Source organism: Hydrogenophaga pseudoflava (genome assembly GCF_031020795.1).
Classification (GTDB): Bacteria; Pseudomonadota; Gammaproteobacteria; order Burkholderiales; family Burkholderiaceae_C; genus Hydrogenophaga; species Hydrogenophaga pseudoflava_A.
The window spans coordinates 466,806-490,262 of the sequence record NZ_JAVHJP010000004.1 but is presented as its reverse complement, the minus strand read 5'-3'; the positions used below and the strand labels follow the sequence as shown (position 1 = coordinate 490,262).

19 protein-coding genes and 4 riboswitches are annotated in these 23,457 nt (G+C 69.3%); of the genes, 12 read left to right on the top strand and 7 right to left on the bottom strand.

Annotated elements, in window-relative coordinates:
* Positions 1-48: 48 nt before the first annotated feature.
* The 4 genes from RCO38_RS15900 to gcvP all read left to right on the top strand — a co-directional run bounded on the left by RCO38_RS15900 (position 49) and on the right by gcvP (position 5,476).
* Positions 49-579, top strand: a complete 531-nt coding sequence (locus RCO38_RS15900) for a hypothetical protein (protein ID WP_308329321.1) — start codon at positions 49-51, stop codon at positions 577-579.
* Between the two features lie 50 nt (positions 580-629).
* Positions 630-729: riboswitch (glycine riboswitch) on the top strand.
* 12 nt (positions 730-741) lie between these two features.
* Positions 742-846: riboswitch (glycine riboswitch) on the top strand.
* 68 nt (positions 847-914) lie between these two features.
* Positions 915-2,051: a glycine cleavage system aminomethyltransferase GcvT gene (gene gcvT / locus RCO38_RS15895; RefSeq protein WP_308329320.1), complete on the top strand. Its 1,137-nt coding sequence runs from the start codon at positions 915-917 to the stop codon at positions 2,049-2,051.
* A gap of 36 nt (positions 2,052-2,087) precedes the next feature.
* Positions 2,088-2,459, top strand: a complete 372-nt coding sequence (gene gcvH / locus RCO38_RS15890) for a glycine cleavage system protein GcvH (protein WP_308329319.1) — start codon at positions 2,088-2,090, stop codon at positions 2,457-2,459.
* 32 nt (positions 2,460-2,491) lie between these two features.
* Positions 2,492-5,476, top strand: a complete 2,985-nt coding sequence (gene gcvP, locus RCO38_RS15885) for an aminomethyl-transferring glycine dehydrogenase (protein WP_308329318.1) — start codon at positions 2,492-2,494, stop codon at positions 5,474-5,476.
* A 51-nt stretch (positions 5,477-5,527) separates the two neighbouring features.
* Here gcvP and RCO38_RS15880 read toward each other — a convergent pair whose 3' ends face one another.
* Both RCO38_RS15880 and RCO38_RS15875 read right to left on the bottom strand, forming a co-directional pair.
* Entirely contained in the window at positions 5,528-6,160 is a 633-nt protein-coding gene (locus RCO38_RS15880) for a trimeric intracellular cation channel family protein (RefSeq protein WP_308329317.1), read from the bottom strand.
* Positions 6,157-7,053 (bottom strand): LysR family transcriptional regulator, encoded by an 897-nt coding sequence (locus tag RCO38_RS15875; RefSeq protein ID WP_308329316.1) that lies wholly within the window; start codon positions 7,051-7,053, stop codon positions 6,157-6,159. Before RCO38_RS15875 ends, RCO38_RS15880 begins: the two co-directional genes overlap by 4 nt.
* Positions 7,054-7,160: 107 nt before the next feature.
* Here RCO38_RS15875 and RCO38_RS15870 point away from each other — a divergent pair, with 107 nt between their 5' ends.
* The 8 genes from RCO38_RS15870 (at position 7,161) to RCO38_RS15835 (ending at position 16,664) form a co-directional block, all read left to right on the top strand.
* Complete coding sequence (locus tag RCO38_RS15870) at positions 7,161-8,333, top strand: M20 aminoacylase family protein (protein ID WP_308329315.1); 1,173 nt, start codon at positions 7,161-7,163, stop codon at positions 8,331-8,333.
* Positions 8,334-8,372: 39 nt separating this feature from the next.
* Positions 8,373-9,371 carry a Bug family tripartite tricarboxylate transporter substrate binding protein gene (locus RCO38_RS15865; RefSeq protein WP_308329314.1) on the top strand — a complete coding sequence of 333 codons (999 nt, stop codon included), beginning with the start codon at positions 8,373-8,375 and terminating at the stop codon, positions 9,369-9,371.
* Positions 9,372-9,380: 9 nt separating this feature from the next.
* Positions 9,381-9,476: riboswitch (glycine riboswitch) on the top strand.
* Positions 9,477-9,488: 12 nt separating this feature from the next.
* Positions 9,489-9,594: riboswitch (glycine riboswitch) on the top strand.
* Positions 9,595-9,658: 64 nt separating this feature from the next.
* Positions 9,659-10,918, top strand: a complete 1,260-nt coding sequence (locus RCO38_RS15860) for a D-amino acid dehydrogenase (RefSeq protein ID WP_308329313.1) — start codon at positions 9,659-9,661, stop codon at positions 10,916-10,918.
* A 33-nt stretch (positions 10,919-10,951) separates the two neighbouring features.
* Positions 10,952-12,340 (top strand): L-serine ammonia-lyase, encoded by a 1,389-nt coding sequence (locus RCO38_RS15855; RefSeq protein WP_308329312.1) that lies wholly within the window; start codon positions 10,952-10,954, stop codon positions 12,338-12,340.
* A gap of 43 nt (positions 12,341-12,383) precedes the next feature.
* Positions 12,384-14,312, top strand: a complete 1,929-nt coding sequence (locus RCO38_RS15850; RefSeq protein ID WP_308329311.1) for a B12-binding domain-containing radical SAM protein — start codon at positions 12,384-12,386, stop codon at positions 14,310-14,312.
* A gap of 19 nt (positions 14,313-14,331) precedes the next feature.
* Positions 14,332-14,937 (top strand): glutathione S-transferase, encoded by a 606-nt coding sequence (locus tag RCO38_RS15845; RefSeq protein ID WP_308329310.1) that lies wholly within the window; start codon positions 14,332-14,334, stop codon positions 14,935-14,937.
* 13 nt (positions 14,938-14,950) lie between these two features.
* Positions 14,951-15,118, top strand: a complete 168-nt coding sequence (locus tag RCO38_RS15840) for a DUF2256 domain-containing protein (RefSeq protein ID WP_308329309.1) — start codon at positions 14,951-14,953, stop codon at positions 15,116-15,118.
* On the top strand, positions 15,111-16,664 hold the full coding sequence (locus RCO38_RS15835; protein ID WP_308329308.1) for a cryptochrome/photolyase family protein: 1,554 nt from the start codon (positions 15,111-15,113) through the stop codon (positions 16,662-16,664). The genes RCO38_RS15840 and RCO38_RS15835 overlap by 8 nt, the downstream gene beginning before the upstream one ends.
* Before the next feature lie 42 nt (positions 16,665-16,706).
* Here RCO38_RS15835 and RCO38_RS15830 read toward each other — a convergent pair whose 3' ends face one another.
* The 5 genes from RCO38_RS15830 to RCO38_RS15810 are packed head-to-tail and all read right to left on the bottom strand — an operon-like array spanning position 16,707 to position 23,455.
* Positions 16,707-17,435, bottom strand: coding sequence for a type II secretion system protein (locus RCO38_RS15830; protein WP_308329307.1), 729 nt, complete (start codon positions 17,433-17,435; stop codon positions 16,707-16,709).
* A 26-nt stretch (positions 17,436-17,461) separates the two neighbouring features.
* Complete coding sequence (locus RCO38_RS15825) at positions 17,462-18,775, bottom strand: prepilin-type N-terminal cleavage/methylation domain-containing protein (protein WP_308329306.1); 1,314 nt, start codon at positions 18,773-18,775, stop codon at positions 17,462-17,464.
* Positions 18,772-19,983, bottom strand: a complete 1,212-nt coding sequence (locus RCO38_RS15820) for a type II secretion system protein (protein ID WP_308329305.1) — start codon at positions 19,981-19,983, stop codon at positions 18,772-18,774. Before RCO38_RS15820 ends, RCO38_RS15825 begins: the two co-directional genes overlap by 4 nt.
* Complete coding sequence (locus tag RCO38_RS15815) at positions 19,980-22,184, bottom strand: hypothetical protein (RefSeq protein ID WP_308329304.1); 2,205 nt, start codon at positions 22,182-22,184, stop codon at positions 19,980-19,982. Before RCO38_RS15815 ends, RCO38_RS15820 begins: the two co-directional genes overlap by 4 nt.
* Positions 22,184-23,455, bottom strand: a complete 1,272-nt coding sequence (locus RCO38_RS15810; RefSeq protein WP_308329303.1) for a type II secretion system F family protein — start codon at positions 23,453-23,455, stop codon at positions 22,184-22,186. The genes RCO38_RS15815 and RCO38_RS15810 overlap by 1 nt, the downstream gene beginning before the upstream one ends.
* Positions 23,456-23,457: the final 2 nt, after the last annotated feature.

Genomic DNA, 23,457 nt, shown 5'->3' with positions numbered 1-23,457 from the left:
AACGACACGAAACGGCGGCAAAGTGCCCGCTCGTCGTTGGAGTGAACCATGCTGATCAAGACCGAAAAAGGTCGCCTTGAACTGCGCCCGGGCCACCGCAGCCTGGGACAGCGCGAGCGCGCCCTGCTGCTGGTGGCCGATGGCCAGCAGAGCGAATCGAAAATGGCCGAGCTGTTCCAGGGCGATGGCCGACGCCTGATCGACCAGTTGCTGGCCCAGGGCTATCTGCAGCGGCGAACACCGGCTTCGAGCCAGTCCCCGGCGCTGGAACCGCCCCCACCGGCGCGGGCACAGGGCCCTTCCGCGCACGGCGAACAGTTCGCCGGCACCCGTTCGCTGGCCTCCGCCCGCATGTTCCTGTTCGATCTGAGCGAGCGGCTGTTTGCCCCTCGCGACAAGGCGCTGGCCCACCGCTACCGGGATGCGCTGCGCGAGGCGCGCGACCCCCAGGCGATGCTGGCCGTGGGCCGGGCCCTGATCGCCGACGTGGAGGCCCTGGCTGGCAGCGAACGCGCCGACGGCATCAGCGAGCGCCTGGCCAAGCTGCTGCCGGCCCATGTGCTGGAATCGAGCCCTTGACACGCCTGCCGAGCTTCCGCCATCGGTTTTGCGACGTCGCATCCGGTAAACTCCACACATCAGGAGAGCGCTCCCCCGGGGAGCCGCCGAAGGCGCAGGCGGTCGTGGCAACGGCCCTGAACGCTCAGGCAAAAGGACTGATGACCACCGGTTGAATGGCCGGTGTCCCCCACTGGAGAGAGACCGCCGCAGCAGGCGGTCCACCGAAGGAGCAAGTGCGGCATCGCCCGCGCGAATCTCTCAGGTAAAGCGGACAGGGGGGCAGCACACGGATGCACCGTGTCGTCGCTGTGGCCCCGTGCCATGGCATCTGCCCCCACCACCGAGGTCCGCCCGTGTCCGCTCCTGCCGAATCCTCCGCCCTGCTCCAGACCCCGCTGAACGCCCTGCACCTCGAACTCGGTGCGCGCATGGTGCCCTTTGCCGGCTACTCCATGCCGGTGCAGTACCCCGAAGGCCTGATGGCCGAGCACCACCACACACGCCGCGCCGCCGGACTGTTCGACGTGTCGCACATGGGCCAGCTGCTGCTGTCCGGCCCGGACGCCGCGGCGGCCTTCGAGTCGCTGATGCCGGTGGACGTGATCGGCCTGGGTGTGAACAAGCAGCGCTACGGCCTGCTGCTCAACGACCAGGGCGGCATCATCGACGACCTGATGTTCGTCAACCGCGGCGACCACCTCTACGTGGTCGTCAACGGCGCCTGCAAGCACGGCGACCTGGCCCACATCCAGGCCCGCATCGGCGGCCGCTGCACCATCACCCCGCAGTTCGACCGCGCCCTGCTGGCCCTGCAGGGGCCGCTGGCGGTGAGCGCGCTGCAGCGCCTGCTGCCCGGCGTGGAAAACCTGGTGTTCATGACCGGCTCGGCTTTCGGCTGGAACGGTGCCGACCTCTACGCGACCCGCAGCGGCTACACCGGCGAGGACGGTTTTGAAATTTCGGTGCCGGCCGCCAGCGCGGACGCCTTCGCCCGCGCGCTGCTCGCCCAGCCCGAGGTCAAACCCATTGGCCTGGGCGCGCGCAATTCGCTGCGCCTGGAAGCCGGCCTGTGCCTCTACGGCAACGACATCGACACCACGACCACGCCGGTCGAGGCGGCGCTGAACTGGGCGATGCAGAAGGTGCGCCGCACGGGCGGCGAACGCGCCGGCGGCTTCCCGGGCGCCGACGTGGTGCTGGCCCAGCTGGACGGCAGCCGCGCGCTGGCCCGCAAGCGCGTCGGCCTGGTCGCCCTGGAGCGCGTGCCTGTGCGCGAGCACGTCGAGCTGCAGAGCCCGGACGGCCAGAAGATCGGCGAAGTCACCAGCGGCCTGCTCGGCCCCAGCGCCGACAAGCCGGTCGCCATGGGTTACGTCACCCCCGACTGCGCCGCCGCCGGCACGCGCGTGAACGCCATGGTGCGCGGCAAGGCCGTGCCGATGGAGGTCGCGCCCATGCCCTTCGTTCCCAACCGATACTTCCGCGGCTGATTCAGCCCTTTGCAACTTTCTTCACCGGAGCCCACCATGACCACCAAGTACACCGAAGACCACGAATGGATCACCGTTGACGGCGGCATCGCCACCGTCGGCATCACCACCCACGCGCAGGACGCGCTGGGCGACGTGGTGTTCGTCGACCTGCCCGAAGTGGGCAAGAGCTTCGCCCAGAAGGACGTGGCCGGCGTGGTCGAGTCGGTCAAGGCCGCGGCCGACGTGTACATGCCCGTCAGCGGCGAGATCACCGAGGTGAACGAAGACCTGCGCAACGACCCCTCGCTGGCCAACAGCGATCCGCTGGGTGCCGGCTGGTTCTTCAAGGTCAAGCTCAGCGACGCCTCGCAAGTCGACGCCCTGCTGGACGCCACCGCCTACGAATCGTTCACCAAGAACGCCTGATTGTCCCGACCTGATCTGCCGAGAGCCGCGCCATGCTGATGCCGTCCGTCAAACCCCTGGGTGAACTAGAAAACGCCAGCGAGTTCATCGCCCGCCACATCGGCATCAGTGAAGCCGATGAAGCCCACATGCTGTCGGTCATCGGCGAGGCCTCGCGCCGCGCCCTGATCGACTCCATCGTTCCGCGCAGCATCGCGCGCAGCACCGGCATGGACCTGCCGCCCGCCGCCACGGAAGCCGCGGCGCTGGCCGAACTCAAGGCCATCGCCTCGAAGAACAAGGTCTTCAAGAGCTTCATCGGCCAGGGCTACTACGGCACGCACACGCCGGGCGTCATCCTGCGCAACATCCTCGAAAACCCGGCCTGGTACACCGCCTACACGCCCTACCAGGCCGAGATTTCGCAGGGTCGCATGGAGGCGCTGGTCAACTTCCAGACCATGGTGACCGACCTCACCGGCATGGCGATCGCCAACGCCTCCATGCTCGACGAGGCCACCGCCGCCGCGGAAGCGATGACGCTGGCCAAGCGCTCGGTCAAGGCCAAGGGCAGCGTGATCGTGGTCGCCGGCGACGCGCATCCGCAGACCATCGAGGTGATCCAGACCCGCGCCAAGCCGCTGGGACTGACCGTGAAGCTGGCGAACTCGGCCACCGAATGGGCCGAAGCCCTGGCCGCCGACGACTACTTCGCCGTGCTGGCCCAGTACCCGTCCACCAGCGGCCGCATCGACGACCTGCGCGCCGAGGTGCAAACCGTGCACGGCAAGCAGGCCGCCTTCATCGTCGCCGCCGACCTGCTGGCCCTGACCCTGCTGGTGCCCCCGGGCGAATTCGACGCCGACATCGTGGTCGGCACCACCCAGCGCTTTGGCATGCCCATGGGCGCTGGCGGCCCGCACGCCGCCTACATGGCCTGTCGTGACGAGTTCAAGCGCTCACTGCCCGGCCGTCTGGTGGGCGTGAGCGTGGACACCCACGGCAACCCGGCCTACCGCCTGGCGCTGCAGACGCGCGAGCAGCACATTCGCCGTGAAAAAGCCACCTCCAACATCTGCACGGCGCAGGTGCTGCCGGCCGTCGTGGCCAGCATGTACGCCGTCTACCACGGCCCGCAGGGCCTCAAGCGCATCGCCCAGCGCGTGGCCGCCTACACCGCCGTGCTGGCCGCCGGCCTGCAGCAGCTGGGCCACACGCTGACCAGCGAGTCGGCCTTCGACACGCTCACCGTCAAGGCCGCCGACGCCACCCAGGCCCAGGCCATCGTGGCCAAGGCAAGGTCGCAGGGCGCCAACCTGCGCCTGTCCTGGGGCCAGTTCGTCAGCATGTCGCTGGACGAAACCACCACGCGCGAGGACATTGCCCTGCTGTGGTCGGCGTTCGCCGCCGACGGCCAGGCCCTGCCCAGTTTCGACGCCTTCGAGAAGGGCGTGGAGCCGCTGATCCCGGCCGAGTTGCGCCGCACCAGTGCCTACCTGACGCACCCGGTGTTCGACAGCCACCACAGCGAGACCGGCATGCTCCGCTACATCCGCGCGCTGTCCGACAAGGACCTCGCGCTGGACCGCAGCATGATCCCGCTGGGCTCCTGCACCATGAAGCTCAACGCGACCAGCGAGATGATTCCCATCACCTGGCCGGAATTCGCGGGCGTGCACCCCTTCGCCCCGGCCGACCAGCTGGCGGGCTACCAAGAACTTGACGAGCAGTTGCGCGCCTGGCTGTGCCAGGCCACGGGCTACGCCGGCATCAGCCTGCAGCCCAACGCGGGCTCGCAGGGCGAATACGCCGGCCTGCTGGCAATTCAGGCCTGGCACGCCTCGCGCGGCGAGAGCCACCGAAACATCTGCCTGATCCCCTCGTCGGCGCACGGCACCAACCCGGCGTCGGCCCAGATGGTCGGCCTGCAGGTGGTTGTGACCAAGTGCGACGAGAACGGCAACGTGGACATGGCCGACCTCAAGGCCAAGTGCGAACAGCACAGCGCGAACCTGGCGGCGGTGATGATCACCTACCCCAGCACGCACGGCGTGTTCGAGACCACCGTCAAGGAACTCTGCGCCCTGGTGCACCAGCACGGCGGCCGCGTGTACGTGGACGGCGCCAACATGAACGCGCTGGTCGGCGTGGCCGCGCCGGGCGAGTTCGGCGGCGACGTGAGCCACCTGAACCTGCACAAGACCTTCTGCATTCCCCACGGCGGCGGCGGCCCGGGCGTCGGCCCGGTCTGCGTGGTCGAAGACCTCGTGCCCTTCCTGCCTGGTCACGGCCGCGGCGCCGAGCCGGGTGGCGTCTGCGCGGGTGACCGATCCGCCGCCGGGCCGTCCCAAGGCGGATCAGCCCCCTCGGGGGGCAGCGACCCGCGCGAGCGGTGGAGCGTGGGGGCGGTTTCGGCCGCCCCGCTGGGCAATGCGGCCGTGCTGCCGATCAGCTGGATGTACATCCGCATGATGGGCGCCGAGGGTCTGAAGCACGCGACCGAAGCGGCCATCCTCTCGGCCAACTACATCAGCAAGCGTCTGGCCGACCACTACCCCACGCTCTACGCCTCGGCCAACGGTCATGTGGCACACGAGTGCATTCTCGACCTGCGGGGCTTCAAGGAGACCTGCGGCGTGATGGCCGAGGACGTGGCCAAGCGCCTGATGGATTACGGCTTCCACGCGCCCACGCTGAGCTTCCCGGTGGCCAACACGCTGATGGTCGAACCCACCGAGAGCGAGACGCGCGAGGAGCTGGACCGCTTCATCGACGCCATGATCGCCATCCGCGAGGAAATCCGCCGCGTGGAAAAGGGCGAATGGCCGCAGGACGACAACCCGCTGAAGAACGCCCCGCACACCGCGGCCAGCGTGCTCAAGAGCGAGTGGCCCCACCCCTACCCGCGCGAAGTCGCCGCGGTGGCATCTGGCCACGCGGTCAACACCAAGTACTGGCCGTCGGTGGGACGTGTCGACAACGTCTACGGCGACCGCAACCTGTTTTGCAGCTGCGTGCCGGTGAGCGAGTTGGCCTGATCTTCAGGCTGTGCCGGGGACAGCGCCGGTGAGGGGACTCGCCGGCGTTTTTCATTTCTGGGGCAGGCGCCAGCCGGGCAGTTGCCAGTCGAAGGCGATGGCCAGCAGGCGGCTGCCGGTGGCCACGGCGATGCCGGCCAGGCTGGCCAGTTCCGAGCCCAGGCCCAGGGCCCCCAGCCCGAGAAAGGCCACGCTGCCCGCGACCGCGCACAGCGCATAAGGCCGGTGGTCCTGGTACACCTTGGGCACCTCGTTGCACAGCACGTCGCGCGCCACGCCGCCGACGATGGCCGTGGTGGCGCCCATCAGCACGCTCACGCCCGGCGACATGCCGGCGGCCACCGCGATGCCGGTGCCCGAGATGGCGAACAGGCCCAGACCGAACGCGTCGGCCCACTCCATGAGCCGGGTGCCGGTGTCGCGCAACGCCAGCTTCAGCCACCAGGGCGCGGTGACGACCATGGCCAGCACGAGCCAGAGATAGGCCTCGTGTTCGACCCAGAACAGCGGACGACGGTCCAGGAGCAGGTCGCGCACCGTGCCACCGCCGAAAGCGCTGACGAAGGCGACCGAAAACACGCCCACCACGTCCATGCGCTTGCGCATGGCCTCGATCAGGCCCGACATGGCGAAGGCCACCGTGCCGCCCACCTCGATCGCGATCAGCAGAGCCGTGAGTTTCATGCGGCCCCATTCTGGACCAGCCAGCCCGTCAGCCACTCGCGCAGGATGCGCAGGGCCGGGGCTTCCTGGCGCCGGCTGAGCGTGACCAGGCCGAAGCGCGCCGTGGCGTCCAGCGCCGGCGCCATGTCCAGCGGCACCAGCCCCTCGGCCGCGGCGTGCGCGGTCAGCACGATGGCGTGGCTGCGGCGCGCCACCTCCACGATGGTAAGGGTTTCGTCGCTGCGCAGGGTCACCATGTCGTCCGGGTTGGCCTGCGGGCCGTAGCGCCCGATCAGGATGCGCGCCACTTCGTCGCTCAGCGGCGTGGAAGCGATGGGGTAGGCCAGCACGTCCTCTATGGTCGCTGGCCGCCCCAGCTGCAACAGCGGGTGGTCCGGCTGCACCAGGAACCCCGCCGCCAGCTCGAAGACCTGTGCGATGGCGAGGTCGGCCGCGGGCCGCACCGAGCGCACGTCCAGCACCGCCGCGTCCAGCCGCTGGTCGCGCAACGCGTCGACCAGCACGCCGGTGTTGCCGCGCGAGATCTGCAGTTGCAGCTTCGGGTGGTGTTCGCCCATGTGCAACATCAGCGGCGTGGACAGCAACGCACCGGGCCCCGAACTCAGGCCGATGCGCAGCGTGCCGATCAGGCCGGCGTGCAGGCCCTTGCCGGTCTGCTTCAGCGCCTCGGCATCGGCTACCAGCCGGCGCGCGCGTTGCAGCACCTCGTGGCCGAACGACGTGAGGGCGATGCGCCGCCCGAGCCGGTCGAACAGGCGCCCGCCCAGCTCGTCCTCCAGCCCCTGGATGCTGCGCGTGAGCGCGGGTTGGGTGAGGTACAGGGCCTTGGCCGCCTGCACGAAGGCCCCGCGTTCGGCCAGCACCACGAAGTGCCGCAGCTGCACCAGCGTCATCCGAAAACCTCCATGCAAATGCATTGATTGTTGATGATCAATGCATTGGACTTTAAACCGACCGCTTCCTAACATGCAACAAAGTTCATGTTTCAGGAGCGCTTTGCATGGATCGCCTCAGTGACGCCGCCGTCGAACAGTTCATCGCCGTCCGCCGCGACATCCACCGCCACCCCGAGCTGGCCTTCAGCGAGCGCCGCACCGCCGCCCTGGTGGCGGCCCAGCTGGGGGCCTGGGGCTACGAAGTCACGACCGGCCTGGGTGGCACCGGCGTCGTCGGGCAACTGAAGCGCGGCAGCTCGGCCCGCACGCTCGGCCTGCGCGCCGACATGGACGCCCTGCCGATTGCCGAGGCCACCGGCGCGGCCTGGGCCAGCTGCGAGCACGGTGTGATGCACGCCTGCGGCCACGACGGCCACACCGCCATGCTGCTGGCCGCCGCGCACCACCTGGCCCAGCACGGCCGTTTCGACGGCACGCTGAACCTGATCTTCCAGCCGGCCGAAGAAGGCGGCGGCGGCGCGCTCAGGATGATGGAAGACGGCCTGTTCCAGCGCTTCCCCTGCGAGGCCATCTTCGCCATGCACAACATGCCGGGCATCCCGCAGGGCCAGCTGGTGTTCCGCAGCGGCCCGGCCATGGCCTCGTCCGACTACGCCACCGTCACCCTGCACGGCCACGGCGGCCACGGCGCCATGCCGCACAAGGCGACCGACGTGGTGGTGGCCGCGGCCTCGCTGGTGATGGCGCTGCAGACCGTGGTCTCGCGCCACGTCGACCCGCTGCAGCCGGCCGTGGTCACCGTGGGCGCCATCCACGCGGGCGAGGCCAACAACGTGATCCCGGCCGAGGCGCGGCTGGAAATCAGCGTGCGCACGCTGGCCCCGCAGGTGCGGCGCAGCGTGGAACAGCGCATCCGCGAACTGGTGCAGTTGCAGGCCCAGAGTTTCGGCGTGCGTGCCGAGATCGCCTGGCGTGCCGGCTACGCGGTGCTGGTCAACGACTCGGCGCAGACCGCCCGTGCCCTGGCGGTGGCGCAGAAGCACTTTCCTGCGGAGCAGGTGAATCCGCAGGGCCCGATGGTCAGCGGCAGCGAGGACTTCGCCTTCATGCTCGAACGCGTGCCGGGCAGCTACCTGTTCATCGGCAACGGCGCGGACGGCGAGCCCGGCGCCTGCATGGTGCACAACCCGGCCTACGACTTCAACGACCTGAACATCGCCCCCGGTGCAGCCTACTGGGTCGCGCTGGTGCAGGACCTGCTTTCCCCCACCCCCTGAGCCCCCTCGGCATTTTCACGCCCACACCGGAGAGACACCATGAACGCCCGCATCCGCATCCACTTCGCTCTGGCCGCCGCCGCGCTGGCCACCTCCGGCATGGCCGGCACCGCCGCCGCCCAGACCTTCCCGTCCAAGCCGGTGACGCTGATGGTGCCCTACCCTGCGGGCGGTCTGTCGGACGTGATCGCGCGCTCGGTCAACACCACCCTGGGCAAGCAGCTGGGCCAGCCGGTGATCGTGGAAAACCTGGGCGGCGCCAGCGGCTCCATCGCCGCCACCAAGGTGCTCGGTGGTCCCAGCGACGGCTACACCATCTTCCAGGGTTCACCCAACGAGCTGATCCTCGCGCCGCTGGCGATTTCGTCCATCAAGTTCAAGAGCGAGGACTTCCGCCTGGTGCAGATGATCGCCACCGCCCAGATCGCCTTCCTGGCCAAGAAGGACCTGCCGGTGAACAGCGTGGACGAGTTCCTGGACCACGCGCGCAAGGCCGCCAAGGACGGCAAGCCGCTGACCTTTGCCAGCGTCGGCCCCGGTTCGTTCTACCACCTGCTGGGCGAGCACCTGTCGAAAGTCACCGGCATCCCGATGATCCACGTGCCCTACAAGGGCGCGGCCCCCGCCGAGCAGGACCTGATGGCCGGCCAGGTCGATTTCTTCCTCGCGCCCTATGGCAAGAAGTACGACGAGATGCACAAGACCGGCCGCGTCAAGGTGCTGGCCATGCTCAACGGCGAGCGGCTGGACAGCGTGAAGCAGTACCCGGCCGTCAGCGAAAGCAAGCAGCTCAAGGACTTCACCTTCAAGATCTGGACCGGCTACTTCGTCAAGAAGGACACCCCGGAACCCGTGGTGACCGCGCTGCACAAGGCCATCACCGGCACGCTGGGCGACCCGGCCGTGCACGCCGCGCTGGAAGCCAACAGCCAGCTGCTGCCGAAACCGCAAACCCTGGCCGAAGCCGACAAGGCCTACACGGACGGCACCCAACAATTCCGGGCCATCGTCAAATCCATCGGACTGCAGGCACAATAAGCGCCTTTCTTCCGTCGATCGGGAGAGCCCGGCCCCGCGAGGGGAACCGGCGCCGAAGGAGCAACCGCCCCGGAAACTCTCAGGCAAAAGGACCGATCGGCGTTCAGCGCGCTCACAGCGCCACACTCTGAAGAGCGGCCGGGATTCGTCCCCCGGCCCACCGCAGGAGCAAGCCCGCCGGCATGGCGGGTGAATCTCTCAGGTCACAAACAGAGGGGGTCATGGTCCGCACACGGTGTGCGGGTCGTGCCCATCCCTGTTTGACGGCCTTTCCTGAGAGATTTCCTATGGCCCAGTCCACCCACATCATCGTCATCGGCGGCGGCATCACCGGCGTCACCAGCGCCTACGCCCTGTCCCGCGAAGGCCACCAGGTCACCCTGATCGAACAGCACCGCTACGCGGGCATGGAAACCAGCCACGCCAACGGCGGGCAACTGTCGGCCTCCAACGCCGAAACCTGGACCCACCCGTCCACGCTCATCAAGGGCATCAAGTGGATGCTCAAGGCCGACGCGCCGCTGCTGGTCAACCCCAAGCCCAGCTGGCACAAGCTCAGTTGGTTCGCCGAGTTTGCGGCCGCCATCCCCAAGTACCGCGACAACACCATCGCCACCGCGAAGCTGGCCATTGCCGCGCGCGAGCACCTGTTCGGCTGGGCACAGGCCGAGGGCATTCACTTCGACCTGAAGAAGCAGGGCATCCTGCACATCTACCGCGACAAGGCGGGCTTCGACCACGCGGGAGAAGTCTCCAAGCTGCTGGCCGAAGGCGGCCTGCCACGCCGCGCCGTCACCCCCGACGAGATGCGCGCCATCGAGCCCACGCTGGCCGGTGACTACTACGGGGGCTACTTCACCGAGAGCGATTCGACCGGCGACATCCACAAGTACACCCACGGCATGAGCCTGGCCTGCGAACGCCGCGGCGTGCGACTGCTGACCGGCCGCGCCGTGGCGCGCGTGCAAAGCACGGGCAAGACCGCGCACGTCACCCTCGCCGACGGCGAGGTGGTGAGCGCGGACGCGGTCGTGGTGTGCGCCGGCGTGCACAGCCGCGCCATCGGCGCGCAGCTGGGCGACCGCCTCAACGTCTACCCAGTCAAGGGCTACTCCATCACCGTCATGCTGAACGACGCGCAGAGCCAGGCCGCTGCGCCGAATGTGAGCCTGCTCGACGACGAGACCAAGCTGGTCACCAGCCGCCTGGGCGCGGACCGCTTCCGCGTCGCCGGCACGGCCGAGTTCAACGGCTTCAACCGCGACATCCGCGCCGACCGCATCAAGCCGCTGGTGGACTGGGTCAACCAGTGTTTCCCGGGGGTGAGCACGCGCCGCGTGGAGCCCTGGGCCGGCCTGCGGCCCATGATGCCGGACATGCTGCCCCGCGTCGGCCCCGGCCGCCTGCCCAACGTGTTCTACAACACCGGTCACGGACACCTCGGCTGGACGCTCTCGGCCATCACCGCGCACCAGCTGGCCGGCCACGTCGCGCAGTGGGAAGATGCGCGCTCGGGTCGCGCTGCGGTCCGACCGGCCCTGGCCTGACGCACGCCACACCACAACAACCAGGAGACTCCCATGGCGGTATCGGCTTTCGACCTGTTCAAGATCGGCATCGGTCCCAGCAGCTCGCACACGGTCGGTCCCATGCGCGCCGCGCGGCTGTTCGCGCAAGGACTGGAGAGCGCCGGCCTGCTGCCCTCCGTGGTTCGGGTGCAGTGCGCGCTCTATGGCTCGCTGGGCGCCACCGGCCGCGGCCACGGCAGCGACAAGGCGGTGCTGCTGGGCCTGTGCGGGCACGAGCCGGAGTCGGTGCCCATTGAATCGGTCGAGCCCACTGTGCGCGCCATCCGCGAACAGGGGCGCATTGCGCTCATGGGCACGCGCACCATCGCCTGGGCCGACCGCGAGGACCTGACCCTGCACCGCCAAGCCCTGCCGCTGCACGCCAACGGCATGCGCCTCGCCGCGTGGGACGCGGCGGGCGCGGTGCTGTCCGAGCGCACCTTCTACTCGGTGGGTGGCGGCTTCGTGGTGAGCGAAGAGGTCATGGCCGATGGCCAACGGCAGAAGGTGATCGCACCCGACGTCACCCAACTGCCCATTCCTTTTCGCACCGGCGACGAACTGCTGCAACGCTGCCGCGAACACGGCCTGTCCATCGCGGGCGTGATGCGCGCCAACGAGCGCCACTGGCGCAGCGACGACGACATCCGCGCCGGCCTGCTGCGCATCTGGGACGTGATGCAGGCCTGCGTGCAACGCGGCTGCAGCACCGACGGCGTGCTGCCCGGTGGCTTCAAGGTGCGGCGCCGCGCGCCCGCGCTGTTCCGCGACCTCACCGGCCACCCCGAGAAGGCGCTGACCGACCCGCTGGCCGTGCTCGACTGGGTCAACCTCTACGCACTCGCGGTGAACGAAGAAAACGCCGCTGGTGGCCGCGTGGTCACCGCGCCCACCAACGGCGCGGCCGGCATCGTGCCGGCGGTGCTGCACTACTACCGGCGTTTTGTCCCCGGATCGAACGACGACGGCGTGGTGGACTTCCTGCTCACCGCCGCGGCCATCGGCATCCTCTACAAGGAGAACGCCAGCATCAGCGGCGCCGAGGTCGGCTGCCAGGGCGAAGTGGGTGTGGCCTGTTCCATGGCGGCCGCCGCCCTGTGCGCGGTGCTGGGCGGCACGCCGGAGCAGGTGGAAAACGCAGCCGAGATCGGCATGGAACACCACCTCGGCCTGACCTGCGACCCGGTCGGCGGCCTGGTGCAAATCCCCTGCATCGAACGCAACGCCATTGCCTCGGTCAAGGCCATCAACGCCGCGCGCATGGCGCTGCGTGGCGACGGCACCCACCACGTCAGCCTGGACAAGGTCATCAAGACCATGCGCGAGACCGGCGCGGACATGAAGACCAAGTACAAGGAAACGGCGCGCGGCGGCCTGGCCGTCAACATCGTGGAGTGTTGACCCCGACGCCCGCCTGGCCGACCCTTGTCGGCACAATCGGGGCATGACAGCCGCCGCCTTCCGCGTGCTGAGCCTCATCCCGCCGATGACGCAGCTCAACACGCCCTACCCGTCCACCGCCTACCTGACCGGTTTCCTGCGCTCGCGCGACATCGATGCGGTGCAGGAAGACCTGGCGCTGGCGCTGGTGCTCAAGCTGTTCACACCCGCCGGGCTGGAGGCGCTGCGCGGCTGCGCACTGGCCCAGCCCGAGGCACAGCGCACGGCCAGTGTGCACAGCTTCCTCGACCAGTTCGAGGCCTACCGCGCCACCATTGGCCCGGTGATCGCCTACCTGCAGGGGCGCGATTCGACCCTGGCCTACCGCATCGCCGCGCGCGGCCTGCTGCCCGAGGGGCCGCGCTTTTCCGCGCTGGAGAACTACGTGGACGACGGCAGCGGCGACCCGCTGGGCTGGGCCTTCGGTGCCCTGGGCGTGCAGGACAAGGCGCGCCACCTGTGCACGCTCTACCTCAACGACCTGTCGGACGTGATCCGCGACGCGGCGGACGAGCGCTTCGAGTTCGTGCGCTACGCCGAGTCGCTGGCCAGCAGCCAGCCCAGCTTCGACCCGCTGGCCGACGCATTGGCCGCGCCACCCACCCTGGTGGACGAGCTGCTGCACGACCTGACCCTGGCCGCCCTGCACCGCCACCAGCCCGCCCTGGTGCTGCTGTCCGTGCCCTTCCCCGGCGCCATGTACGCGGCCCTGCGCATCGCTCAGACCATCAAGGCGCAGAACCCGCACGTGCGCATCGGCTTGGGCGGCGGCTTTGTCAACACGGAGCTGCGGGAACTGAAGGACCCGCGCGTGTTCGACTTCGTCGACTACGTGACCCTGGACGCGGGCGAGCGGCCGGTGCTCTCGCTGATCGAGCACCTGCACGGCGGGCGCGGCAAACAGCGCCTGCAGCGCACCTTCCTGCGCGAGAACGGCGAGGTGAAGTACGTGAACCTGGCCGAGCCCGACATTCCGTTTGAAGACGTGGGCACGCCCACCTGGGACGGCCTGCCGATCGACCGGTATCTGAGCCTGCTGGACATGCTCAACCCCATGCACCGGCTCTGGAGCGACGGCCGCTGGAACAAGCTGACCGTGGCGCACGGCTGCTACTGGAAGAAGTGCAGCTTCTGCGACGTGAGCCTGGACTACATCGGCCGCTACGAGACAGCCACCGCGTCCACCCTGGCCGACCGCATCGAGAAGATCGTGCAGGAAACCGGCCAGACCGGCTTCCATTTCGTCGACGAGGCCGCGCCGCCCAAGGCGCTGAAGGCGCTGGCCGAGGAACTGATCCGCCGCGACCTGCAAATCAGCTGGTGGGGCAATATCCGCTTCGAGAAGACCTTCACCCCGGAGCTGAGCGAGCTGCTGGCGCAAAGCGGCTGCATCGCCATGAGCGGCGGGCTGGAGGTCGCGAGCGACCGGCTGCTGAACCTGATGAAAAAAGGCGTGAGCGTCGAGCAGGTGGCGCGGGTGACCAAGGGCTTCACCGACGCTGGCATCCTGGTGCACGCCTATCTCATGTACGGCTTCCCGACGCAGACCCTACAGGACACGGTGGACGCGCTCGAATACGTGCGCCAGCTGTTCGAGAACGGCTGCATCCAGAGCGGCTTCTTCCACCGCTTTTCCTGCACGGTGCACTCACCGGTCGGCATGGACCCGGCGGCCTACGGCGTCGAACTGATCCCGCTGCCCGAGGTGAGCTTCGCCAAGAACGACATCGGCTTCACCGACCCCACGCCCATGCCGCCCGGCGTGGACCACGACGTGCTGGGCCAGGGCCTGCGCAAGGCCATCTACAACTACATGCACGGTCTGTGCGTGGAAGACGACGTGCGCCGCTGGTTCGAGCACCTGCCCTGCCAGGTGCCGCGGCCCACGGTCAAGCGCGGCAAGATCTCGAAGGCGCTGGCGGCGCACCACTGACCCTATCGGAGAACGACCCATGAAACTGATCGGCATGCTCGATTCGCCCTACGTGCGCCGGGTCGCCATTTCCCTGCAGCTGCTGGACCTGCCGTTCGAGCACCAGTCGCTGTCGGTGTTCCGCACCTTCAGCGAGTTCAGCCAGATCAACCCGGTGGTGAAAGCGCCCACCCTGGTGTGCGACGACGGCACGGTGCTGATGGACTCGACCCTGATCCTGCAGTACGCCGAAGCACTGGCCGGGCGCAGCCTCTTGCCTTCCGAGCCGAGGGCTCTGGCGCAGGCTTTGCGCACCGTCGGACTGGCTCTGGCCGCCTGCGAGAAGTCCGTCCAGATCGTCTATGAACACGGTCTGCGTCCGGCCGAAAAACTGCACCAGCCCTGGCTGGACCGCGTGACCGGCCAGTTGCTGGCGGCCTGCGACGGACTGGAACAGGCCATGCCCGGCAGCATGGACCAGGCCGGCGTGAGCACCGCCGTCGCCTGGGAGTTCATCCAGAAGATGGTGCCGCATGTCGTGCCGGCCGTTCGCTACCCGAAGCTGGTCGCGTTCTCGCGGACCGCCGAGGCGTTGCCCGCCTTCGTGGCCGCGCCTCACGGTGACAGCACGTACCGCGCAGGCTGAGAACGCAGCCGCAGTGAAAAGCGACTTCAAAGGCAACAAGGCCCGCCTGCCCAGCAAGCCCTGCGTGGTCTGTGGCCGGCCCATGAGCTGGCGCAAGGCCTGGGCCAGGAACTGGGATGAGGTGAAGTACTGCTCGGACGCCTGCCGCGCGCGCAAGAACGCGCCAACCTCCCATGGCTGAGCAGCCCATCTCCCCGATCCGCCACCTGGTCCTCGTGCTGGGCGATCAGCTGGACCATGACAGCGGTGCTTTCGACGGCTTCGACCCCGCACAGGACGTGGTGTGGATGGCCGAGGTGGCCGAAGAGTCGACCCACGTCTGGTCTTCGAAACCGCGCATCGCGGTCTTCCTGAGCGCCATGCGGCACTTCGCCGACGAACTGCGCGAACGGGGCCTGCCGCTGAGCTACGTCCGGGTGGACGACGCAGGCAACACCGGCACCCTGGCCGGCGAACTGCAACGGGCCATCGCCGAGTGGCGGCCCGGACAGCTGGTGATGACCGCCCCCGGCGACTGGCGCGTGCTGCAGGCGCTGCGCGCTGTGGCGGCACAGACCACCCTGCCGATGGACCTGCGCGACGACACGCACTTCTTTTCCACCGTGCGCGAGTTCGCCGCGCACGCCAGGAGCCGCAAGCAACTGCGGCTCGAATACTGGTACCGCGAACTGCGGCAGAAACACGGCGTGCTGATGGACGGGAAGCAGCCGGCGGGAGGCCAGTGGAACTTCGACGCCGACAACCGCGAGAGCTTCGGCAAGGCCGGCCCGCAGAACGTGCCACCGCCGTTCTTCGTGGCGCCTGACTCGATCACGCGCGGGGTCATCGATCTCGTCAGCGCGCGCTTTGCCGACCACCCGGGTTCGCTGCACAGCTTCGCCTGGCCCGTCACCCGAACGGACGCCCTGCGCGCGCTTCACGACTTCATCGAAAACCGCCTGCCGCTGTTCGGCCAGTACGAAGACGCGATGTGGTCCGGCGAGGTGTGGCTCTGGCATTCGCAGCTGAGCGCGGCGCTCAACCTCAAGCTGCTGAACCCGCGCGAGGTGGTGACCGCGGCCGAAGCCGCGTACCGCCGCGGACACGCGCCGCTGGCGGCGGTGGAAGGCTTCGTCCGCCAGATCCTGGGCTGGCGCGAGTACGTGCGCGGCATCTACTGGACGCAGATGCCCGGCTACCTGGATCGCAACGCGCTGGACGCCCAGGCCCCGCTGCCCACCTGGTACTGGACCGGCGAGACCGACATGGCCTGCCTGCGCGAGGCCATCAAGCAGACGCTGGCGCACGGCTACGCGCACCACATCCAGCGCCTCATGGTCACCGGCCTGTACGCGCTGCTGCTGGGCGTGCGGCCGCTGGCCGTTCATGAGTGGTACCTGAGCGTCTACGTGGACGCGGTGGAATGGGTGGAACTGCCCAACACCCTGGGCATGAGCCAGTACGGCGACGGCGGCCTGCTGGGCAGCAAACCCTATGTGGCCACGGGCAAGTACATCCAGCGCATGAGCAACCACTGCCGCGGCTGCCGCTTCGACCCGGCCCAGAGCACAGGACCGAAGGCCTGCCCCCTCACCACGCTGTACTGGGACTTCCTGATGCGGCACGAGGCGCTGCTGCGGCAGAACCCGCGCATGGCCATGCAGATGAAGAACCTGGACCGGCTGGAGCCCGAAGCACGCGAGGCGATCGCCACGCAGGCCAGGGCGCACCGGGCTGCCCAGACCTGACAGCGCCAACGAGCGGCTGGTGCAGCGAGGCCGGTGCGGGCCTCAGCGCAGCATCTGGAAGTACGCCGTGGTCACCGCCACCTGCGACTCGTCCAGCGTGGTTTCGACCGTGCTGCCAAAGGCCATGCGGTCGTTCAGGGGCCAGACCTGGCCGGTGGTCACCGCCGTGGAGTTCGCCAGCGAGATGTCGCGCAGCTTGCCGAACCGGGCGTCGCCCTTGCCATCCACCTGCTGGTCCAGCAGCGACACCAGCGAGAAGGTCACGTTCTGCATCGACATCACGTTGCGCGTGCGGGTCACGTAGGTGCCCACGGTGGCGCCAGGCTCGGCCCAGGCCACGCTCTGGAAGCAGACCTGCACCTCCTGCGGGTTGCCGTTGCTGTCGAGGTAGGCGTAGCGGTCCTGCTGACCCTCGGTGCGGCCCTCTGGCAGGCGCACGCCGGCGGCCAGGAAGGCATTGATCAGATCGTCGCCGCACAGCGCGGTGCCCGCGGGCGCGGTGTTGCCGTTGACGCGACCGGTCGGGTCGGTGGGGTTGTCGCCCGGCGGGTAGCCCACGCCGGTGACGTAGGCCTCGTAGGCCAGTTGCCAGCCCTGCACGAAGTCGGTCGACAGCCGCTGGTACGACGCGTTGCGCTGCAGGTCGCGCCCCACCGCCACCGCCCCCAGCAGCAGGCCGATCACCAGCAGGGCCACGCCCAGTTCGATCAGGGTGAAGCCGCGCTGCCGGGCCAGGCCGGGCCGGCGAGCAGAGAAGGAAGGTTTGTTCATGGGTTTCACCTCGGGGTCCGCCGCGTTCAGAAGCCGATGGCGTCGGCCCGCAGGGCATTGCGGTTCACGGAAATGGAAAGGTCGGTCGCGGCCGTGGTGCGCGCGGCGAAATCGGCGTGGTCCTGCTGGGCCGCCGTCAGCGCCTCCACCGACAGCACCATCGAAGCCGCGGCCGCGGCCGTGCCCGCCACCGCCGCCACGATGCCGGCGGCGGCCAGACCGATCTGGAACGAGCGCGCACCCGCGCTCATCGTGGTGTCGCCCACGGCCGACAGCATCTCCTTGGCCGCGTCCAGATCGGCCGAGACGGCGCCTGCAATCCCCGCCGCCGATGCGGCCACATCGGCCTCGGCCAGACGGATCGCCACGTAGAGCTGGTCGCGGTAGTCGTACAGCGCACGCTCCATCACCAGTGCGCCGGTGGCCGCGTTGAAGTGGGCGTGTGATGCGGCAGACAGCGCGCCGCCGCAGCGCAGTTCCGAAAACAGCTCGGCCGCGCTCATTGCGATCACCTGGTCGTCGTAGGCGTCGCTGATGGTGGTCCGGGGTGCGGCGAAGGTCGGGTCGGCGTCGCTGGCCGCAGCATTCAGGCCGTCGAAGGCCAGCCCGTTGCCGTCGGCGTCCAGCATGCCCGGCGCCGCAATGACGAAGGCCACCGCCCGGCGCGAACCGGAGGCCGACACCGCCAGCCGCCCGGCCGGCCCCGCCAGCGCGTCGGTCGAAGTGTTAAGCGCCAGGCACAGGTCGATCTGGTTGACCGACTGCGCGCCACCCACCGGACACGGGGGGCTGTTGGCGGCGTTGCAGGCGGCGTTCAGCGGGTCGGTGCCGCTGGTGGCCTCGGTCGCACCGAGCTGCACGGTGGCGAGCGACGGGATCGGCGGCATGTTGGGGTTGGGACCGTTGCCGTTCTGCGGGCGCGGGTTCGGCGTCAGTGCGCGCAGGGGGTTCATGCGGTCCAGCGCCACCGCCAGGTCGCGGTCACCGGCCGCGGTGGCCGAGGCCTCGCGGTACACGCCGTAGCGCAGACGGCCCGCCTCCGGACGCGGCAGGCCCAGGGTCTGCCAGGGCACGTAGCCCACCTGGCGCAGGCCGGCCCCCGCCGCGCAGGACTCGACCCCGTTGGCGTCGGTGGCCGGGCACGGCAGGCGGTGCTGTGCATGGGCAAAGCCCACCAGGGCATCGCGCGCCTGCAGCTGCACGTCCATCTGCGCGGTGCCGACCCGCTGGCGTTCCTGGAACTGCCAGTACACCACCGCGCCGAGCAGCACCAGGCCCAGCGCCAGCAGCGCAACGGAAAGCTCGACGAGCGAAAAGCCCGCCTGGCGGCGTTTCATCATGGGTTGAGTCCCTTCCGGTCGACCACCTCCGCGTTGTCAAGTGCGTCGGCCAGGGTGTCGTAGACATGGATGGCGTAGGCGTTGCCGGCCACCAGCTTGTCGCGGGCGGCCTGCAGGTCTTCCTGGGCCGCCGTCAGGTCCTGCGCGGCCAGCACCGTCTCGGCGATGGACGCCGCCACGTTGACCGCGGCCATCACCACCACGAAGGCGGTCACGCCTTCGGTGTTGGCCGCCGAGGCGATGCTGAGCACCGCGCTGGTGGTGGCCAGGGCCAGGCCCATGGCGGCCAGGGCCACGCCCGATTCGGCGCCGTCCACCGCGGACTCGGCCTGGTCGATGTCGAAGCGCAGCAACGACCAGTACTGCTGCATCACCCGCGCGGTGTCGTAGGCCGCGTAGCTCGACTGCATGGCCACCTGCAACTCGCTCAGGCGCACCGCGCAGCCCAGCCGAGCCGACAGGTCGCCCGGGCCGACGGCGAGCATGAGGTCGTCGTAGTTGAGGTCCTGCGAGCGGCCCGGCAGGTCGAAGCGGAAGCTGGCGCTGGCCCCTTCGGCGTTGTTGCCGTCGAACTGGCGGTTCGCACCCGGGTGGGCGATCACGAAGCCCACCGGCACGCTGCCGCCGGTGGCACCGGCCCGCAGCACACCCGAAGCAGCGCTGTTGGCCGCCAGGCGGCGCACCACGGCACACCAGTCCAGCCCGTTGACCACCGGGCGCCGGGCGACCGCGGCGGCGTAGGAAGCGCCCACCCGGGCGCCCGCAGCGGTCACGTCGGCCGGCACAGGGCTGAGCGCGGGAAACACCGGCACCTCGGTGAAGGTGAGGCCGAAGTCGGGCCAGTCCTGGGCCGCAGGCAAGACCGCCAGGTCCGCGCCGCCGCCCCGGTTGGCGCCGTAGTGCAGCGCCGCCAGTTCGCTGCCCATGCCCAGTGTGCGCCAGGGAAAGCGCACCGCGGTCGCGCTGCCGCAGGCTTCGACGCCGTCGGTGCCGGCGGCCGGGCACGGCAGGCGGTGGTTCGCCAGCAGGAAGCCTTCGACACCCGCCTGGGCCTCGTTGAGCTGGCGCTGCATGTCGGTGCGTTCCATCGGCGCCTGCGTGGTCGCCACCCAGCGCCAGGCGATCACGCCGATGATGCCGATGGCCACCAGGGCCACACCCATCTCCACCAGGGAGAAGCCACGCTGTCTGAACGGTGGCCGCCTCATCGCGTGCCCCCCTTGATGTCCACGTTGATCAGGATGCTTTCTGCGGCGGCGGGCGGCATCGGCGTGACACCCGAGCCCGTGATGTTGCAGGGCGGCGGGTTGGCCACCTGGGCCGCCAGCGAGTCGTAGGAGTCCTGCGCCGCATCGATGCGGTCGTCCGCGGCGTCCAGCGAATCCTGCAGCGCGTCGATCTCCCGCTGGATCTGCTCCGGCCGGAAGTAGCGGCTGTCCGGCCCTGGGGCCTGGGTCACGTTGGTGGCCGGCCCGAACAGGTCGTAGAGCGCGCTCTGGATCGCCGAATAGGTGTTGATGTCTCCGGGCTGGCAGACGTTGATGGCGGTGGTGGCGCAGGCCCAGACCACGCTGGGCAGCACCTGGAGCTGGTAGCGGCCCGGGTTCTGCAGGCTGTTGTAGTTGCTGGCGTAGGACGACTGGGCCGAGGTGATCGAGGTCAGGGCGGCGCTCTGCGCGGCCTGCGCGGCGGCCAGGTCGGACTGCGCTTGAGAGAGGTTGGTGACGGCGCGGTTGTACTCGTTCTGCAGGGCGGTGGCGTCCTGCAGCAGCGACAGGCGCGCGGTCTTCTCCAGACGCTGCTGCTGAAGGGCCGCCCGGGTGGTCGTGTTGGTCTCGGCCGCGATTTGCGTGTCCAGCGCCGCGATCTCCGACTGCAGCTGGCTGATCATCGAGGCGCGGTTGGCGATCATGTTCGCGTAGTCGTCGCGGGTGGCGGTCCAGTTGGTCACCGCGTCCTGGTAGAGCTGCACCCGGGCCGTCGCGTCGGAGTAGTTGCTGTTGGCGGTGCCCCAGGTGCCGGCCGACGAGATCACCGCGTCGACCCGGCCGTCGATGCTCGACCAGGGGTAACCCCAGCGCACCCAGAAGCGCAGGTTGGCGATGGCCTGGTTGCGCGCCGCGATCGCGTTGTTCAGCTCGATCTGCTTGGCCGCGATCTGATTCACGATGGCCTGGCGGTCGGCGATGGCGTCGTTGAGCTCGCCCTGCGCCTGGTTGAGCTGGGTCGTCAGGTCGGGCACCGTGCAGCTCAGCGACGAGGCGTTGACCGTGCTGTCGGCCAGCGCCAGCGCGTTGCCGGCCAGCACGGCGGCCGTCACGTTGGCGGCGATGGAGGCCACGTTGGCCACGATCACGCCGGCCGTGAGCGCCGCCGACGCGGTGTGGATGCCGGCGGCCGCGCAGGCGTTGGCCGCGATGCCCAGCGAGGCAATGCAGATGGCCCACTCGCCGGCGGCGTTGCCGGCGTCGCTGACGCCCTCCAGCACCACGGCCGCGGTTTCCACCGCGGTGATGGCGGCACCGATGGAGGCGAAGATGATGGCGCGCCGGGCCGACTCGATGTTCTCCTGCTTCATCTCGTCGACCGAGCTGGAGATGTCGTGCGCCAAGGCCACGGTGTTGATGGAATCGGTCAGCACGCTGCAATGGAAGGCCGTCTGCAGGGATGCAAAGGGCCGGTCGAGCACGATGTCGTCGTAGGCCGCCAGGATCGGGCTGCGCTGCGGGTCCTCCAGCACGCTGGTGGCGCCGGTGTTGGCGCCGTCGAACAGCGAGCCGTCGCCGTCGGTGTCCTCGTCGCCCGGGTGGGCCAGGGCGTAGGCCACGGTGCGCGCGGGTGCCGCGTTCACTTGCGCCATGCCGGCGGCCAGCGCGGTGTCTGCGCCAGCCTGCAGGCGCTGGCAGAAATCGGCCAGGGTGCGGATGTTGGCCTGGTAGGTGCCCGCCGTGGGCGTCTCGCGCATGGCGAAGAAGCTGGCGCCGTCGTCGTCGTATTCGAGCGGGCGCCAGGCATCGTCCAGCACCGTCAGGTCGAAGTCGCCCGCGCCCCGCTGCACCAGGTAGCGGATCTGGCCGATGTCCACGCCCGGATCGGCGCCGGCCATGCGCAGCGTGGTGGCGGGCAGCCAGCCCTTCTGTTCGGTGCCGCCGCAGTCCTCCACCCCGTCGCGGTCGGTGTCGGGGCACGGCAGGCGGCGCGCCACGGTGACGAAGGTCTGCAGCGCCTGGTCGGCCTGCGACAGGTGCAGGCGTTCCAGCCGCGCGTTTTCAACGGCGGTGCGCTCGCGCCATTCCAGGTATCCCATGGTCGCCAGGCCGCCCAGCACCGCGATGAGCAGCATCACCTGCAGCAGGCCGAAGCCACGCTGCACGGTGCGGCGCGAAGGCAGGGACACCCGCAGGGCCATCAGCCGCCTCCCATGGACTGGCTGACCGACTGGCGCACCAGGTCGTAGATCGGCAGCAGCAGCGCCACGATCAGGAAGATGAACAGGCCGCCGGCCAGCAGGATCAGCGCCGGCTTGACGATCTCTCCCAGCGACCTCACCACCACGTCCAGGCGCTTGCGGTATTCGTCGGAAAGGCGGTCGAGCTGCTTTTCCAGCGAACCCGACTCCTCGCCCACCGAGATCATGCGCACGGCCATGGGAGGGAAGCCGCCCACGCGGCGCATCGAGGCGCCGATGCCCTCGCCGCGCGCCACGCCGTCGCGCACCTTGATCAGGCGGGCGCGGTAGTACTCGTTGGAAGTGGCGCGCGAGAGCACGTCCAGGCTCATCATGAAGTCCAGGCCCGCCCGCACCAGCAGCGAGAGGTGCTCGGTGATGAAGGCCATGCCCGACGAGGTCGAGAGCGTGCGCAGGATGGGCAGGCGGTGCATCAGCTCGTGGCAGCCCTGCTTGAACCTGGGCACCGAGCGGTAGAGCCAGACCAGGGCCACCACCAGCAGCACCACGCCGATGGCCACCAGCAGCAGGTACTGCACCAGCACGTCGGACACGTTGATCAGCCACTGCGTCAGCGGCGGCAGCTTGGCGCGCAGCTGCTTGAACAGCTGGGCCAGGTTGGGCACCACGTAGTAGAGCCAGAAGAAACCCACGGCCATGATGGACGCCAGCACCAGCGTCGGGTAGATCATGGCGGTGCGGATGTCGCGCTTGATGTCGATCAGCCGCTCCACGTGGGCCGCCGACTCCAGCAGCATCCTGGGCAGCGCGCCCGACTCGTCACCGATCTCGGCCAGGTTGCGCACCGTCTCGGGAAAGACGTCGGGGTGGCGCGAGAAAGACTGCGTGATGCGCATGCCCGAGCCCATGTCGGTGTGCACGCGGCGCGCGATGTCGGCCACGCCGGGGTGGCCCGACTGGTCCTCGATCAGGGTGCGCAGGGCTTCCATCATCGGCACGCCGGCGTCGAGCATGATGCCCATGTCGCGCAGGAAGCCGGCCAGGTCCACCGGCCGCACATGGCCGGCAAACAGCTTGCGGCGCAGGTCGTCGAGCATCGACATCCATTGCGGCAGCCGCTTGAGCGTGAGCACGGTGCCCTCGGTCTGCTGCTCCAGGCGCAGGCGCGCCGAGTGGTCGCGCTCGACCAGCAGCCGCAGGAAGCCGGACTGGACCTTGCCGTGCGGCAGCAGGACCCGGTAGAAGTAGGTGCGCAGACCTGCGGTGCTCATGG